Origin of the sequence: Levilactobacillus fuyuanensis (genome assembly GCF_003946395.1) — a bacterium.
Classification (GTDB): Bacteria; Bacillota; Bacilli; order Lactobacillales; family Lactobacillaceae; genus Levilactobacillus; species Levilactobacillus fuyuanensis.
The window spans coordinates 66767-82415 of sequence record NZ_RHNZ01000014.1 but is presented as its reverse complement, the minus strand read 5'-3'; the positions used below and the strand labels follow the sequence as shown (position 1 = coordinate 82415).

The window sequence follows — 15649 nt, the reverse complement described above, 5'->3', positions numbered from 1 at the left end:
ACTCAAAAAAATTGCCTAATCTCAATGGATTAGACAACTTTATAAATAGAATTACCAACAACAGTTGACATAGAACCAAAAAGACACCGCCCACAACCTGCTGCTGTGAAAAGTGCCTTCCTTGTCTCGTGATAGCTCTTTAATAGCCACTACCGGGTCCACCATTAGAACCACTGGCATCCCCATTACTTCCAGTCGTATCTGTGCTGGTTGTCGTGGTCGTTGCCGCGTCCATGTTGGCAATCGTCCCAGTCTTCTTATATTCAAGACTCAGCCCGTTGCGAATGTAATTTGTCACCCGTTGAAGTTCGGTTTTTGAGGCCACTTCCATACTCTGGCTGTTAATGGTCTCACTCGTCCCTTGCAGGTGGGTCGTCTTGATGTGCTTGGTCGCTGACAGATAGTTCGTGGCTAAGGCGGTCAAATCGTTAAACGTCAGATCCGTCTGGGTTTGCTTCGTCAGTGAACTAATAAACTTCTCGTTAAGCAAGGTGCTAACGGAGCCAGACTTCTTCAGCAAGGCCATGATGACCTTCCGCTGCCGCGTCTGCCGACCGTAGTCCCCCTTCGGATCGTCATCACGCATCCGCGAGTAAGCCAAGGCTTTCTTCCCGTTCATATGGGTCTTGACGCCCTTCTTGAAGGTATACCCGCCATAACTAAAGCTCAGCGTTGACGTCAATGTCACCCCGCCGACCTCGTTGATGATCTTTTCCATCCCGCCCATGTTGATGATGGCATAGAAGTCAATTGGGATATTCAGCATCTGTTGCACGGTCGTGATGGCCGTCTTGGACTTGCCATAGGCGTACGCCGCATTAATCTTAGACACGCCGTAGTCCTCGTAACCGGGAATATTCACGGCTGTGTCCCGCGGGATACTGGTAATCGTCGTCTTATCCGTCTTAGGATTGATGGTCACGACCATCATGCTATCCGTCCGCCCGGCAAACGTCCGCCCCAAAGCCCCCGTATCGGTCCCCATCAGGAGAATCGAAATTGGCTTCTTCGCGGATAGTTGCGCATCGACATTCCGTAGCTTCTTCACCCCAGACGCCTTGTAGGAGCTCTTCACGGTGTTCTTTAAACTTTCATACTTATGCATCCCGTAGGCTGTTCCACCTGCTAATAACGCTAGAAGCAGGATAATAATGATGTTGCGAATGGGATGACGCTTTCTTCTTGGTCTCAGTCGCGGTTCCATGGTTGTGTTGACCACCCTTCCATCCACCCGTTAGCTTACCGGATGGGGTTAAATTATTCTCGTATTAACTGACCTGTCCATTATAGGGGCCTTTCCTTAACACTTCCTGAGTTCATAACATTCTTAATAAAAAACAAAGCCTTGCCGTCTCTGCAGCAAAGCTTCGATGTTTGAACTCAATTTTTGTTAGATTTACCCACTTAATCCGCAGACGTTTCACGCCGAACACGACTGTGATGGTAGCCGTAGCTCACGTAGACGATGAGACCGATCACGACCCAGATTCCAAAGGCTTCCCAGGTAAATGGTTGTAACTGCGTCATCAGATAGACGCAGGCCAAGAAGGAGGCAATCGGTAACACGGGATACCAGGGCACTTTAAACGACGTGTCCATATCCTTGAAGCGCTCGTCGTGTCGCAGAAAGACAATCCCGAGTGAGACCATCGCAAACGCCGACAACGTTCCAATGTTAACCAATTCAGCAATCTTATCAATGGGAATAAATGCCGCAAAAATGCTGGCAACGATCCCGAAAATCCAGGTATTGGCCACGGGAACGTGCGTCTTCGGATGTAATTTCTTCAGTGACGCTGGCAGTAAGCCATCGCGACTGATGGCAAACAACAGTCGTGTTCCCCCATAAGACATGACAATCAACACGGTCGTCATCCCCACGATGGCCCCAAAGGAAATCACCCCGGCCGCCCAGTCCTGATGAATCAGGTTGAGGGCAAAGGCCACAGGATCGGCCACGCCGAGCTTGGTGTAATGGACAACCCCCACTAGGACGGCAGACAGGCTGATGTAGAGCACCGCAGCAACCAGTAGTGACGAGATGATTCCGATAGGCATGTTGCGTTTAGGATTCTTAACTTCCTCACTGGCGGTCGACACGGCATCGAACCCGATGTAGGCGTAGAAGGCCACCGCGGCCCCCTTGAAGACCCCGTGCGTACCGAATGGTAAGAATGGTCGATAGTTTGAAGGCTTGACATAAAAAATAGCAATTGCAATAAATAAAAGAATAACCAAAATTTTAACGATAACCATGATGTTGTTGATACGAGCGGACTCTCGAATTCCCTTTGAGAGCAGTCCGGCTACCAGCATGGTAATCAGTAAGGCCACAATATCGATACCGCCACCTTTGACGCCAGCGGTCCCCGCTGCGGCTTGGAGGAACGCCGGTAATTTAATCCCGAAGCCCCCCATCAAGTTCTGGAAGTACGATGACCAACTGACAGCCACCGACGAGACAGCGAAGAGATACTCGGAGATCAACGCCCATCCCAGAATCCAGGCAACGAATTCACCAAACACGGCATAAACATAGGTGTAGGCACTCCCGGCTAAGGGAATCGTGGAGGAGAATTCGGAATAACACAGCGCAGCCATCGCACAGACGACCACGGCGATCACGTACGACAACATGACACTCGGCCCCGTGTAGTTGGCCGCAATCAGGCCGGGCGTGATGAAAATCCCGGAACCCACGATTGCACCGATGCCCATGGTGGTCAGACTAAAAGCCGTTAAGGTCTTCTCCAACCCCGTTTTCTTGTATAAGTCAGTCTGCACCTGCTTCTTGATAAATAGTTGTAGTGGCTGCTTTGCCATTGCGACTCCTCCTTCCACCCATATAATGAGAATTTAATAAGACTAATTATTATATTCTAATTTTGATTGGGTGGAATGTCAAGGTAAAACCGGCGTGAAAGCGTATTCTGGCGGGATTTATTTGATTTGTCACTGGCTAATTGGAAATAAGGAATGACTATTGTGGGTAACCAGGAGATTGGGTGAACGTTACTTGGCCTAGCTTGATTCAGTATTCCTAACTTGAGATTCGTTGTCTACAAGACTGAAGACGGCAAAGTTTTGATGATTGGCGTAATCTACTTGAATTGAGATTGCCAAGATTAGAGGTCAGCTATACCACAGTAATGCTTTCTCTGCCTTTCATAAGCAGTCTCGACAATTTTCATGTTTTCTTTTGTGGGCTTCACTCAGCCATCTTATGAAGGAACAGCTGACAATCGTCACGCAGGGAGACCGCCTACAGGGTTATAGGCCGCGGATTGGCATCACTCCCACTATAAGTCTTTCATCCCCCACGGCTACCGGTCAACTCACAAATTTCAAAAAAATTTCAGTCGCCAGGAATGCCGATTCTACCGCGGGTTTATCGGCCTCTTTCTGGCAAAGATTCTCGTCATATTTTAATTTTCTTGTTTACAAATCAAAAAAAGGTGCTAGGATTAATCCCATAAGATAAAAAGACGGAGGAAAGACGAGTACGTTTAGTCAGCCTGTCAGTGAGTTGGGACTTAGTGAAAACCCAATCAGTGCCTGATTACTCGGAATAACACTTTCTTAGTTGCTACCTGAATGACACAGTCACAGTAGGGTTAGCCGTTAACCGGTACGTTACCATCGGTAGAGTATGTTTGTACTCTAATTGAGCTGGCCCATTTCTAGAGTGGGCAACTTGGGTGGTACCGCGAAAAGTCTTTTCGTCCCTTGATTACACAAGGGATGGAAAAACTTTTTTTATTTTATCTCAACACAAACCCAAAGGAGAATCGCTTATGCATTTAATTATTCCAAAATCATACGATCCAAAATTATCCATCAAAGAAACTCAAGAGGCTATTCGCTACATCCGTGAAACTTTCCAAGATGAATTCGGGAAGCAACTCAACCTCTCTCGGCTGACGGCTCCAATGTTCGTTGAAAAATCCACTGGGTTGAACGATAACTTAAACGGTGTAGAAAAGCCGGTTTCCTTCACGATGGCTGACATGGGCGATTCTCAAATGGAAATTGTCCACTCCCTCGCCAAGTGGAAGCGGGTTGCCTTAAAGAAGAACAGCTTCCAAATGCATGAAGGCCTGTACACCAACATGAACGCCATCCGGAAAGACGAAGACTTGGATAACTTCCACTCCGCTTACGTCGACCAATGGGACTGGGAAAAGATTATCGCCAAGGACGAACGGACGATTGATACCTTGAAGTCCACGGTTCGTACCATCTTCAAAGTGATTAAGCACATGGAACACGAAGTTTGGTACAAGTTCCCACAAGCCGTTCACCACTTACCAGACGAAATCCACTTCATTACCACCCAAGAATTGGAAGATATGTACCCTGAAATGACCCCACGTGAACGTGAGAACGCCATCAGTAAGAAATGGGGCTGTGTCTTCTTAATGAAGATCGGTGGTGCCTTGAAGAGCGGCAAGCGTCACGACGGTCGGGCCCCTGACTACGACGACTGGGAATTAAACGGTGACATCATGTTCTGGTACGAACCTCTACAACAAGCCATTGAAATCTCCAGTATGGGTGTCCGGGTCGACGCTGCCTCCATGCAAAAGCAATTAAAGATTGCCCATGCAGAAGACCGTCTGAGCCTGCCATACCACAAGATGATCATGAACGAAGAACTCCCCTACACCATTGGTGGTGGGATCGGCCAATCCCGGTTATGCATGTTATTACTGGGTAAGGCGCACGTTGGTGAAGTTCAAACGTCCATCTGGCCACAAGCCATGATCGACCAGTGTGAAGCTGCCAACATTCATTTGTTATAAAACTAGATTAATATAGTAGGAAAGCGTCATTCGTTAGCCTGGGGGAAATCCTCGGTGCTAACGAATGACGCTTTTTTGTTACGGACTGTTTAATTGTCCGTTTTGATTTTAGCAATAACCTTATCTTTGAAGTAATCTTCCATCAGTTCTGTGGAAATGGCCTCCCCCGGAAGCGTTTCAGCCCACGGTTGCTCGTACTGCACCATTTCCATTAGGTCGATAGCTGACAGGTGCCCAAAGGTCTGCCAGACGCACTCTAAGATGGCCTGAAACTGTTGAATGGACGCTAAGTAGTCATAGTCGGCCTGATCCTCAGACGAAATGTAACCAACAATGCCAGTCTCACCAGCATATTGGCGTTCCACCGCGGGAATCATAACCCCGCGTTCGCCCGCAACCAGATCATCGGTAAACGCATTGATGCCGTAGACAACCACGCAGATGCCCTGTACGTAATACAGCAACTGTGAAACCTTCGCTCGACTCAATTCATCGGCATCCAATTCCTGCATCTGTTGGTTGCTCTTGACCCGAAACCAATTGACCATTTGATCGATATCGTTGTTCACTTCGGACCCTCCTTGGAAAGCCTTCCTGTCAACTCCGTCTACTCAATTCTGCCTTAGACTCATGATAACAAGGTCAGCCGCCAGACACAACCCCAATCGTACGTACCCTATGAGCTATATCACGGCTGGACAAACGATTGGGCAACTATTTATGTTCAATGTTGGTACGTACTAAAGCTTAGATCAAATGCCAGAATATAGAATGTCTCATTCAGAATCATACCGATAACCCGCCCCTTTGTATTTAGACGAAAATCCATAATCCCGTCAAACAAGCCTCAAACCTACCCGATTTGATAAAGTCCTGACTCATTGCAAAGTTAACCTGCGCTTGCGGTAATCGTTCCAATCCATGACGTTTATCCAGTAATAGAATCTGTTCAAATGGTGCTTGCGATAGCCGGGATAGATTCGTCAAAAAAGTGCTTTTGATATCTTTGCTAAATTGTCGAGATTCGAGCCCATATTTTCGATCATGTGTCAAAAAAGAAAAATTAAAAACAAGGCGTCGGTCCGACCTTCTAACTACGCTGATTCGAGATTCCTTGCGTGGTGGATTTTTTATCGTTATTTTCTTACTCACCTTAGCTGACAACCACTGTTTTAAAAAAGGCGCGCATCTTCTCGTTTGAGATTACTTGACCTATCTCAGTTTCCCGCCAAGGATTTTCTGCCTTGCTTTGGGCAACTAACTCTAGTGCAGATAGCGTCCCATATGCGTCCCAAACGGCGTGTAAAACATCAGCCAGGTTGTGATGATTCACTTCAATTTCTTCAAAATCGGCCGCAGCTTTTTTAGATATCTGACCAACAATACTAATCTTCCCAGCATACTTACCTTCAACCGACGCAATTGCCGGCCCCGATTGCCAAGCTAGAATCTGGTCATCAAAAGCACATTCTCCATACACTGCTAAATTTGTTCCTTGCACGTAATAAAGTAACTTCATCACTCGCATCAAGCTCAGTTCATCAGCGTCGTATAAGCGCATCTGCGCATGACTCTCCACTCGGAACCAGTTTACAATTTTAAAAACATCCATGAATCATCGCCTCTTTTCGTCTTATAATTGCTGTGTCCTAACTATAGCAAGCCACCCATTCAAACGCAATCGTAAACGTATTGACTAGCTAAAAAAGCGAGCCTGACCCTACGATCAAGCCCCGCTATCAAGTTATTTACTGGTGGTGCCTATGACACCGTCTCCATATGTACCGCATCCACTGCTGGATCATCCTGAATCTCCTCAGGAAGCGCCACAATATCCGTCTGAAAGTAGGCTGTCAGGGTATCTAGGTCAATGACCTGCCCCACCTGTGTCTCCTGGCAGGGACGCTCCTGTAGCATCTGCTGACGGAGCTCAATGGTCGACATGTCGCCATACGCCATCCAGACGGCGTGCAACACATCTAATAATTGCGGATGATGGTCCTCAATGTGATAATCATCCGCCCACGCCTTCTTTTTCAATTTGCCAACAATCCGAATCCGGTCTCCATACTTGTGACGTACAGCAGCAATGACCGGCCCATTCTTCTCAATCACAATGTCGTCTTTGAATGCCGGTACACCATAGAGCGCCAAATACGTCCCCTGAATATAATACAGTAGCGCCATCGCCTTCCATTGCGTCAGCTCTTCGGCACCGTACATCCCCATCTGCGTCTCACTCTGTACCCGCAACCAATTGACCATCCGTCTAACTTTCATGAGCTACCCCGTCCTCTTTTGTCAGTTAACTTCTAGTGATCTAACCATACCAAGCGCCCGGCAGAAATTCAATCACAATCGTACCCACCCTTTTAGTGGTCCAGCCACTGCACAAATAAGGCACCCATCAGTCCGATAGGTGCCCACTCTTAGGTTATTTTCATTTACAAATCCCGTCCTAATGGGATTTCAAAAACAAGCCGACTTAATCCTTGTGCATCCCCAAAACTCTGTTATAGTCAGGAGCTAACCCCTACTTCTTCAGTGCCTCGTCCAACGCCTCAACGTGTTCAATCGGACCGACCACCGTTAACACGTCATGCAGCATCACCATATCGGTCGGCTGCGGCGAAATGTTAATCTTCTGGTCGTGTTGAATTGCGATGATCGTCAGGTCAAAGCGCTTCCTCAAATTCAATTGAATCAAGTTCTGGTTCACAAATGTCGGATCGGTAATAACCACTTCTGCCAACGTATACTTATCACTCAGGTCAATAAAATTCAGGATGTGATTAGAGAGCAACTTACGCACAATACTGTGCCCCATATCGCGTTCAGGGAAGATTACCTGGTCGGCCCCAACACGCTTCAGGACTCGACCATGGTCGCTGGTTTCAGCCTTGGCAATCACCTTCTCGGCCCCCAACTCCTTTGCCAGCATGGTCGTTAGAATACTAGCTTCCATGTTGTTCCCGATACCCACAATCACGTAGTCGAAGGTATCGATGTTAAGCTCCCGCAGGACCTCTTCATCGCGGGTATCAGCCACCAACGTTTGCGTGGCAATTTCCGTCATTTCATTAACCGGTTGTTCCTGAACGTCGACTGCCAAGACGTCTTGATGGGTCTCCGCCAACGTTTCCACAACACTTTGTCCAAATCGGCCGAGGCCTAACACTGCAAAACTTTTTTTCATCGTTCAGACTCCTTAACCAATTAAAATATTTTCTTCAGGGTAACGAATCAGGTTCTTCTTGACCTGACGACGTGATAGCGTGTAGAGCGTCGTGAAGATACCGACCCGCCCGATAAACATCAATAACATGATCACGCATTTGCCGATCACCGTCAGATGCGGTGTCAGGCCCAAACTCAGCCCAACGGTCCCGAACGCCGACAAAACTTCAAACACGATGTATTCCAAGCCAAAGTTATGCGGAATCTTTTCCGTCTGTGTCAGTACCAGCGTGGCTAAAACAATCACTACGCTAGCCATAAAGATCAGGAGCAAGGCGCGACTCACGTTAGCTTGACTGAATCGCCGATGTGCGAACTCAGCATCGCGCTTCCCCCGCAACTGCGAGATACTCTGGATCATCAGGACCCCAAACGTCGTCGTCTTGATCCCACCGGCAGTTGACCCAGGCGTCCCACCAATAAACATTAGAATCATGATCAGAAAAATACTACCGGGATGTAAGTCAGCCGTCGGTAAGGACACCAGACCAGCCGTCCGTGGCGTCACACTCAAAAATAGTGTGTTCACCGTACGATTGAACCATGACGTTCCCTTGGGCAGCCAGCTCAAATCACGTTCAGTGACCAATAACATCAAGAATCCAATCACAAACAGTGATACGGTTGTGACCAGCGTCAGCTTCGAATTTAACGTCAGCCGCTTTCGCTCGTGGTAGAGCAAGAGATCGCGCCAGACCAGAAAGCCGAGGCCTCCAGCAACGATCAAGATCGTCGTCACTAGCAACATGTAAGAGTCGTTACGAAAACCCATCAGACTGTTCCCAAAGACATCGAACCCGGCGTTACAGAACGACATGACCGAATGAAATAATGATATGTAAATCCCCTGCGACCACCCAAAACGTGGCACAAAGTCAAAGGCGAAGAGAATCATGCCCACAAGCTGAAATAATGCGGACAAGCCAATGACGTAGCGGGTCACGCTCTTGGTGTCATGCAGGTGCTCCAGGTTCAGTGATTCCTTCACCATTAGTTGCGTCGATAGGTTTAGATGACGCCGCATGATGTTGAATAACAGGACGGTGAACGTCATGTAGCCCAACGCTCCAATTTCGGTCATCACCATGATAGCGACCTGACCAAACGGCGTCCACGTCTCAGCCGTGTTGACCACAGTCAGCCCGGTAATACAGGTTGCCGAGGTCGCTGTAAATAGTGCATTAATAAATGACACGGTGTGCCCATAAGTCGCCACCGGCAAACTCAACAAGAGCGTCCCCATCGCGATGATCAAGATAAACCCCATGACCATTTTCTTAGATAATGTATTTAAAAATAAATCATAAAATTTAGAATGTCGAATTTTTTCCATGTTTGTCCTGCCTCGTATCAGTATCCATTCCCCCAGTCTAAGACAACCACTGCGGGAAAACAACACCTAAATTACTGGTTGTTGAATCCTTTTTTCGTACATGTCAATCCCGTTCGCCCAGCGTGATTCAAGGTGGATTATGATAGAACTCGGGTAACACCTAACAACTGACCGTATTAAAATTCAAACTAAAAAGAAGACGACATTCTGGCTTTTTGAGGACACTATCTTCTTTCCATATCCTAAGCAAGCTTCATACTTAACGCGTCACGAACAATCGGTCGCTGTTTAAAATCCCATGATAAATAAGCTACCAAGTTTGACTCTTTTGCGAATGCTAGCAGTTGAGAAATATTTTCTAAAAGACAAATAATGTAGTCTCACGAATTGATACCATTTGCTTTAATCAACTCAATCATGGTCATTCAACTGTCTGTAGTTTTCGCCTCGACTGGGAACAACTGGTGTTGCTTCCAAGCCTCACATGGTATTCCAAAGTGAACGATGTTCTGTTTTTTGATAATAAAAACCTCACCAATTTTCTTGATGAGGTTCTCATATCGCGGATTGGCCGCCAATCATAGGCAATCAGTTATTAGTGCTTACTTTTATCTCAAAAGAGAGTCTATTTGATTAAGAGTCGAGCTATTTTTGACAAGTCGCCACTATATAAAAAATTATACTGAAACTTACCTTCCAAACATAATATTAGTCAATCTCATTTTTCGTAAAATGAAATATCCTATGTAACAACTTAATAACGAAATAAGTGTAATTACTACGATAATTCCCCACAAATTCGTCATGTGCATCAACTTTACAGCAAGTATTCGAGAACCGGCCAACGGTAATAAATGCATGACATATATTGCCATTGATTTCATTCCATTCCAATTAAGGAACAAAGTAATTTCATTATCTCGTCTGTCTATAACATGCGATATAATCATCACGAAACTAATTCCCAAGATAGACATCAATAACACATAGACATTCATAATTGCTGAATCTACACCATTCTTAATTAAGTACACATACAAGATGATAGCTACCAAAAACATGGCTGTAATTCCAAAAGATTTTTTCATTGTAAAAATAGTATTGTAATTAGATAATAAATATTTTGAAATCATACTTCCTAACATGAAAAATATCAAAAATTTTTGAAGCTTGGCGACTATCCAAAAGTTAAAGCCTAGTGGAACCAAGACATACATTAATACGGATAGAACAAGAAGGATTTTCTCCCCATTCTTGATAAAATGCACAAAAACATAATAGATCATATAAACAATAAATAAAACGTACAAAAACCAATATTCCGAAAAGGGTACCCACCAGGCTAATAAAACTTGTCGGAGTCCTAATCCATTATTCGTATATTTCTGAGCAAGTTGCATAAAGCTACCCACAATAACAGTCCAAATTATATATGGTACTACGAGTAGCTTTATCTTTTGCCATATAGCTTTTCCAGCGGGTCTCCGGCTCCAACTATGCACGAATAATCCGCTCACAAAGAAAAATAACGGCATATGAAACGTATATATGATCGAGCAAATTATGTATATAGAACTGTGAAGAGAATTCACAGTTATTCCCTCACTATCCCTCATGCCTTGTAATGCATGTCCAAACACAACTAAAAGTATTGCAATCCCCTTTGCAATATCAAATGTTCTAATCCTTTTCTTTCCCATAATCTAGCACCTTTCAACGCATATTAGGTAGGTGATGGTCATTTATTTTTACTAGCAATCCCTGACAATGCTTTACTTACAACTCCACAGTAGTTTTCCAACGTCACCCGGAGGGAACTCCTTAAAAAAACGCCCACCCAGCAAGCTGGATAGACGTTCGAACGTAATATCGAAATATTAACGCTTGGAGAATTGTGAAGCCTTACGTGCCTTCTTGAGACCTGGCTTCTTCCGTTCCTTCATACGAGCGTCACGAGTCAAAAGACCCGCACGCTTCAATGGACCACGGAAATCTGGATCTACTTCGAGCAATGCCCGAGCGATCCCGTGACGAGTTGCGCCGGCTTGACCGGAGAAACCACCACCGCGAACAGTAACTAATGCATCATAGTTACCGAGAGTTTCCGTAACGTTGAATGGTTGTAAAACAACTTCACGAATACTTGCGAATGGAATGTAATCTTCGATTGCCTTGTTGTTCATAACAATCTTACCTGAGCCGGGTACTAAACGTACACGTGCAGAGGAGTTTTTACGACGGCCAGTGCCGCGATATTGAACTTGTGCCAATTTGGTTTCCTCCTTAGATTAGGTTAGTAATGTCTAATACTTCTGGCTTTTGTGCTTCGTGCTTGTGGTCTTCACCAGCGTACACGTGAAGCTTCAATGCCATGTGGTGACCTAAGGAGTTCTTAGGGAGCATACCTTGAACAGAAGTTTCGATCAGTTTTTCTGGGTTTTGATCCCGGAAGTTACCAGCAGTCCGTGACTTCAAGCCACCAGCGAAACCAGTATGGTGGTAGTAAATCTTGTTGGTTGCCTTACGGCCGGTTAAAGCGACTTTTTCAGCGTTGATGACGATTACGTTATCACCAGTGTCCACGTTAGGGGTGAACGTTGGCTTGTTCTTACCACGTAATACAGAAGCAACGACTGAAGCAAGACGACCTAAGCTAACATCAGTTGCGTCAACGATGTACCATTTACGGTCAACATCGTTGGGTTTTGCCATATAAGTTGTACGCACGTTAAATTCCTCCATAAATCTGTGTTTGTCTGACACCAAGTAAACTTTCCGGGGCTTATCGTGGGGCAAACAATACCAACAACCATAATACAAAGTTTTCACCATAAAGTCAATGATTGTTTAGCCCCTTCGCCGAAATTTCACCGCTGATGTTGCGGTAATTTCGTCGGATGCGCCGGATCCTCTCCCTGATAGTAGACATGTTTCAAGTATAAACCCGCGGCTGGCACCGTTCTACGCGCCTGTCGACGGTCTTTAACTTCATAAAGTCGCAAAATATCGTGAACCGGTCGGGTGCCAGCACCAATTTCAATCAGTACCCCGACCATGATTCGAACCTGGTTATACATGAAGCCATTGCCATAGAATTCAAAGACCAATTCATCATTCGCCTCATCGATATGGCACGTGGCCTCGTAGATGGTCCGCACAAACGTCCGGGTCTGTGCCCCAGACGCCACGAAGCTGGTAAAATCGTGTTCTCCGACCAAGTCGCCTAGGGCCTGGTCAATCTTACCCAAATCCACTGGAAACTTCCAGTGGCCCGTATAATTGCGTTTAAATGGATTCCGGAATTCACCTAGATCCATTCGATACAAGTAGCGTTTCCCAGACACATCATACCGCGCATGGAAAGTTTCCGCCACCTCTTCGACCTTTAAAACCTCCATATCCATCGGTAACATGCTGTTTAAGCCCTTGCGCATGTTTTCCGCAGGAATGATGAAGGGAAAGTCGAAATGGGCTACTTGGGCCAATGCGTGGACCCCTGCATCGGTCCGTCCAGAGCCATAGATCACAATTGCTGGCGTCGGATTCTTAGCCATCTTATTGACGACCTTAGTCAGGACGCTTTCAACTGTTCGTTTGTGAGGCTGCCGCTGAAAACCAGCGAAATCAGTCCCGTCATACATAAAAGTTACCTTGTAACGTTGCATGTTTCCTCCTACCAACGACGAGTAGCTAGAATGGCGGCAAATGCCACCACAAAAATAATCCACGTAATCGTATCTCGTCGTTGCCAAGTTAAAATACGATACTGACTGCGATGCTCACTGTCCTGATACCCGCGGGCCTCCATGGCCGTCGATAAGTCTTCGGCTCGGTTAAAGGCACTCATGAATAGTGGCACCATCAAGGGAATCAGGGATTTGGCCTGCTTCAACAAGCCCCCCTCACCAAAATCCACGCCACGGGCGCGCTGGGCATTCATGATTTTATTAGCCTCATCCATCAGCGTGGGCACGAAACGCAGCGCAATCGACAACATCATCGCTAACGTGTCGACCGGAACGCGCACCCAACGTAAGGGCTTCATCAGCGAGGCCAGGCCAGTCGCAATGTCCAATGGTTGCGTCGACAGCGTCAACAGTGTAGACATCATGATGATCAACAAAAACCGGATGAAAATATACCCGGAATTGACGAGTCCAAACTGCGTGATATTGATGAACGCCCAGTGAAAATAAACGTGACCGCCGGCGGGACTGAATAAGAGCTGCAGGACTACCGTGAAGACAATCAACCAGATCAGTGGCCGAATTCCTTTCAGAAAGAAGCCCAGGCTAATCTTCGAGGCCAGAATTGACCCCAAGGTGAACGCGATGATAATCAGGTAACTCACGGGATTGTTGGCCATAAAGACCAGCACGATGTAGCAGAAGCTCAGCAGGAGCTTTGCCCGGGGGTCCAGACGATGGACTACCGAGTTGAGCGGCAGATAACGCCCAAAAATAAAGTTAGACATGCGCGCCCCCCTCTCGTGGCCACCGCGCGGCGAGTTGATCCGCCAATTGGTCAGCCGTTAAGGGTAGCGAGTCCCACGTCAGGCCGCGATTGGCTAACCGTTGGGCAACCTGGGCCGCTTGGGGCATATCCAATTGATTCTCTCGTAACCAAGATTCACTGCTGAAGACCTCCGCGGGCGTGCCAAATTTGACCAGCTTCCCATCACGCATCACAGCGACTTGCTCGGCATACTGCACCACGTCTTCCATCTGATGGGTCACGAGGACGATCGCCAAGCCCTGTTCACGGTGAAGCCGCTCAAACAACGACATCATTTCCTGACGTCCTTGGGGATCTAACCCCGCCGTCGGTTCATCGAGGACTAAGACCTTGGGACGCATTGCCAAGACACCGGCAATCGCGACCCGCCGCATCTGACCGCCGGAGAGTTCAAATGGGGACCGCTCAGCGTAGCTACTGTCCAGGCCGACCGTCTGCAGCATGGCATCGGCCAGCTTATTGGCATCGGTCTCACCCATACCAAAGTTTTTAGGGCCAAACGCGATGTCTTGCCGCACAGTTTCCTCGAACAATTGGCTCTCAGGAAACTGAAAGACCATGCCGACGTGTCGCCGTAAGGGTTTCAAAGCTGTGTTAGTGGTCTTAGGCGTAATTGTAAAATCATCCACGGTAATCTCACCAGCCGTAGGTTTAAGTAAAGCATTGAGTTGTTGGATCAGCGTGGACTTACCACTCCCGGTATGCCCAATAATCGCCAAATAGCCATGATCGGGCACCGTAAAGGAGACATCGCTAACCGCGGAGGTAGCCATGGGCGTTCCCGCCTGATACGTATAGCTTACGTGTTCGAAAGAGATTGCCACAGCCATTCCTCCATTTCCACGGCACTCTGATAATTGGCTGGGGGTTCGATGCCCCGTTGCCGCAACGCCGCTTTTAATTTTTCCGTAAAGGGCAGGTCCAGGCCAAGTTCGACGAGCCGCTCGCCCTGCGCAAAGATAGTGGCTGGGGTGGCCTCGTCGATCAACTGGCCATCATCGATCACCAGTACGCGGTCAGCAATAGCCGCCTCATCGATATCATGGGTGATTGAAATGACGGTGAGATGCTGCGTCTGCCGTAACTCACGGACCAAAGCCAGCATCTCACGCCGGCCCTGGGGATCTAACATACTGGTCGCTTCATCGAGAATCAAGACGTCAGGCGCAATCGCCACGATACCTGCTAAGGCAACCCGCTGCTTCTGTCCCCCGGATAGGGAACTCGGTTCACGCTGGGCAAAGTCACTCATACCCACCCGCGCAATGGCGTCCTTAACACGTGGCAACATCTCTGTACGCGGCATCTGCCGGTTTTCCAGGCCAAAGGCAACATCATCCTCAACAGTTGCCCCGACAAATTGATTGTCAGGGTTCTGGAAGATCATACCGATCTTCTCACGGACTTGCCACACCGTCTCCGGCGTCAATTGAATGCCACCAACAGTGACTTCACCAGTCGTGAACGGCAACAAGCCATCCAATGACTTGGCTAACGTGGATTTCCCGCTCCCGTTATGACCAACGATTGCAAGCCACTCGCCTGCATGCACATTAAAGCTGACGTCATTTAACGCCGGCCGCGGATCGTCTTCTTGATAACGGTAGGTCAGATGTTTAACTTCAATTATATTTTCCATCTGCGCTATTGATTCTCCTTACGAAAAAAGTCACCGCTAATTATACCAAATATTAAGACGATACCGAAGAGTTGTGCCTAAGCTTTTGGAATTTATTAGGCTTCCCTACCTGTGATGCTGACA

The 15649-nt window shown here is 47.1% G+C and carries 15 protein-coding genes and 1 other annotated feature; of the genes, 1 reads left to right on the top strand and 14 read right to left on the bottom strand.

Going from position 1 to position 15649, the window contains the following annotated elements; all coding sequences use genetic code 11:
• Nucleotides 1-139: 139 nt before the first annotated feature.
• Nucleotides 140-1204: an LCP family protein gene (locus EKM73_RS08750; RefSeq protein ID WP_125701548.1), complete on the bottom strand. Its 1065-nt coding sequence runs from the start codon at nucleotides 1202-1204 to the stop codon at nucleotides 140-142.
• Between the two features lie 200 nt (nucleotides 1205-1404).
• Nucleotides 1405-2823 carry an amino acid permease gene (locus tag EKM73_RS08745; RefSeq protein WP_125701544.1) on the bottom strand — a complete coding sequence of 473 codons (1419 nt, stop codon included), beginning with the start codon at nucleotides 2821-2823 and terminating at the stop codon, nucleotides 1405-1407.
• Between the two features lie 656 nt (nucleotides 2824-3479).
• Nucleotides 3480-3730, top strand: a binding site (T-box leader).
• A 64-nt stretch (nucleotides 3731-3794) separates the two neighbouring features.
• Between EKM73_RS08745 and asnA the strand changes: the two genes are divergently transcribed.
• Nucleotides 3795-4802 carry an aspartate--ammonia ligase gene (gene asnA, locus EKM73_RS08740; RefSeq protein ID WP_125701543.1) on the top strand — a complete coding sequence of 336 codons (1008 nt, stop codon included), beginning with the start codon at nucleotides 3795-3797 and terminating at the stop codon, nucleotides 4800-4802.
• An 89-nt stretch (nucleotides 4803-4891) separates the two neighbouring features.
• Here asnA and EKM73_RS08735 read toward each other — a convergent pair whose 3' ends face one another.
• The 12 genes from EKM73_RS08735 to EKM73_RS08680 form a co-directional block, all read right to left on the bottom strand.
• Nucleotides 4892-5371: a type II toxin-antitoxin system antitoxin SocA domain-containing protein gene (locus EKM73_RS08735; protein ID WP_125701542.1), complete on the bottom strand. Its 480-nt coding sequence runs from the start codon at nucleotides 5369-5371 to the stop codon at nucleotides 4892-4894.
• 584 nt (nucleotides 5372-5955) lie between these two features.
• On the bottom strand, nucleotides 5956-6414 hold the full coding sequence (locus EKM73_RS08730) for a Panacea domain-containing protein (RefSeq protein ID WP_125701541.1): 459 nt from the start codon (nucleotides 6412-6414) through the stop codon (nucleotides 5956-5958).
• 149 nt (nucleotides 6415-6563) lie between these two features.
• Nucleotides 6564-7082, bottom strand: coding sequence for a Panacea domain-containing protein (locus EKM73_RS08725; RefSeq protein WP_125701540.1), 519 nt, complete (start codon nucleotides 7080-7082; stop codon nucleotides 6564-6566).
• 253 nt (nucleotides 7083-7335) lie between these two features.
• Entirely contained in the window at nucleotides 7336-7998 is a 663-nt protein-coding gene (locus EKM73_RS08720) for a potassium channel family protein (RefSeq protein ID WP_020090115.1), read from the bottom strand.
• 12 nt (nucleotides 7999-8010) lie between these two features.
• Nucleotides 8011-9372: a TrkH family potassium uptake protein gene (locus EKM73_RS08715; RefSeq protein WP_125701539.1), complete on the bottom strand. Its 1362-nt coding sequence runs from the start codon at nucleotides 9370-9372 to the stop codon at nucleotides 8011-8013.
• Between the two features lie 689 nt (nucleotides 9373-10061).
• The gene (locus tag EKM73_RS08710; protein WP_125701538.1) at nucleotides 10062-11072 is read right to left on the bottom strand and encodes an acyltransferase family protein; all 1011 of its coding nucleotides are present in this window, start codon (nucleotides 11070-11072) and stop codon (nucleotides 10062-10064) included.
• A 177-nt stretch (nucleotides 11073-11249) separates the two neighbouring features.
• Nucleotides 11250-11642, bottom strand: a complete 393-nt coding sequence (gene rpsI, locus EKM73_RS08705) for a 30S ribosomal protein S9 (protein ID WP_011668466.1) — start codon at nucleotides 11640-11642, stop codon at nucleotides 11250-11252.
• Between the two features lie 13 nt (nucleotides 11643-11655).
• Complete coding sequence (gene rplM / locus EKM73_RS08700; protein ID WP_125701537.1) at nucleotides 11656-12099, bottom strand: 50S ribosomal protein L13; 444 nt, start codon at nucleotides 12097-12099, stop codon at nucleotides 11656-11658.
• A 140-nt stretch (nucleotides 12100-12239) separates the two neighbouring features.
• Complete coding sequence (truA, locus tag EKM73_RS08695) at nucleotides 12240-13037, bottom strand: tRNA pseudouridine(38-40) synthase TruA (protein ID WP_125701536.1); 798 nt, start codon at nucleotides 13035-13037, stop codon at nucleotides 12240-12242.
• A gap of 8 nt (nucleotides 13038-13045) precedes the next feature.
• Nucleotides 13046-13846, bottom strand: a complete 801-nt coding sequence (locus EKM73_RS08690) for an energy-coupling factor transporter transmembrane component T family protein (RefSeq protein ID WP_125701535.1) — start codon at nucleotides 13844-13846, stop codon at nucleotides 13046-13048.
• Complete coding sequence (locus tag EKM73_RS08685) at nucleotides 13839-14711, bottom strand: energy-coupling factor ABC transporter ATP-binding protein (RefSeq protein WP_125701534.1); 873 nt, start codon at nucleotides 14709-14711, stop codon at nucleotides 13839-13841. Before EKM73_RS08685 ends, EKM73_RS08690 begins: the two co-directional genes overlap by 8 nt.
• Nucleotides 14687-15526: an energy-coupling factor ABC transporter ATP-binding protein gene (locus EKM73_RS08680; RefSeq protein WP_125701533.1), complete on the bottom strand. Its 840-nt coding sequence runs from the start codon at nucleotides 15524-15526 to the stop codon at nucleotides 14687-14689. The genes EKM73_RS08685 and EKM73_RS08680 overlap by 25 nt, the downstream gene beginning before the upstream one ends.
• Nucleotides 15527-15649: the final 123 nt, after the last annotated feature.

Excerpts from the sequence above, each read along its gene's own strand:
- EKM73_RS08750 (WP_125701548.1), bottom strand. The coding sequence starts at position 1,204 with ATGGAACCGCGACTGAGACCAAGAAGAAAGCGTCATCCCATTCGCAAC.
- EKM73_RS08690 (WP_125701535.1), bottom strand. The coding sequence starts at position 13,846 with ATGTCTAACTTTATTTTTGGGCGTTATCTGCCGCTCAACTCGGTAGTC.
- EKM73_RS08710 (WP_125701538.1), bottom strand. The coding sequence starts at position 11,072 with ATGGGAAAGAAAAGGATTAGAACATTTGATATTGCAAAGGGGATTGCA.
- EKM73_RS08715 (WP_125701539.1), bottom strand. The coding sequence starts at position 9,372 with ATGGAAAAAATTCGACATTCTAAATTTTATGATTTATTTTTAAATACA.
- EKM73_RS08745 (WP_125701544.1), bottom strand. The coding sequence starts at position 2,823 with ATGGCAAAGCAGCCACTACAACTATTTATCAAGAAGCAGGTGCAGACT.
- EKM73_RS08720 (WP_020090115.1), bottom strand. The coding sequence starts at position 7,998 with ATGAAAAAAAGTTTTGCAGTGTTAGGCCTCGGCCGATTTGGACAAAGT.
- asnA (WP_125701543.1), top strand. The coding sequence starts at position 3,795 with ATGCATTTAATTATTCCAAAATCATACGATCCAAAATTATCCATCAAA.
- EKM73_RS08725 (WP_125701540.1), bottom strand. The coding sequence starts at position 7,082 with ATGAAAGTTAGACGGATGGTCAATTGGTTGCGGGTACAGAGTGAGACG.
- truA (WP_125701536.1), bottom strand. The coding sequence starts at position 13,037 with ATGCAACGTTACAAGGTAACTTTTATGTATGACGGGACTGATTTCGCT.
- EKM73_RS08730 (WP_125701541.1), bottom strand. The coding sequence starts at position 6,414 with ATGGATGTTTTTAAAATTGTAAACTGGTTCCGAGTGGAGAGTCATGCG.
- EKM73_RS08680 (WP_125701533.1), bottom strand. The coding sequence starts at position 15,526 with ATGGAAAATATAATTGAAGTTAAACATCTGACCTACCGTTATCAAGAA.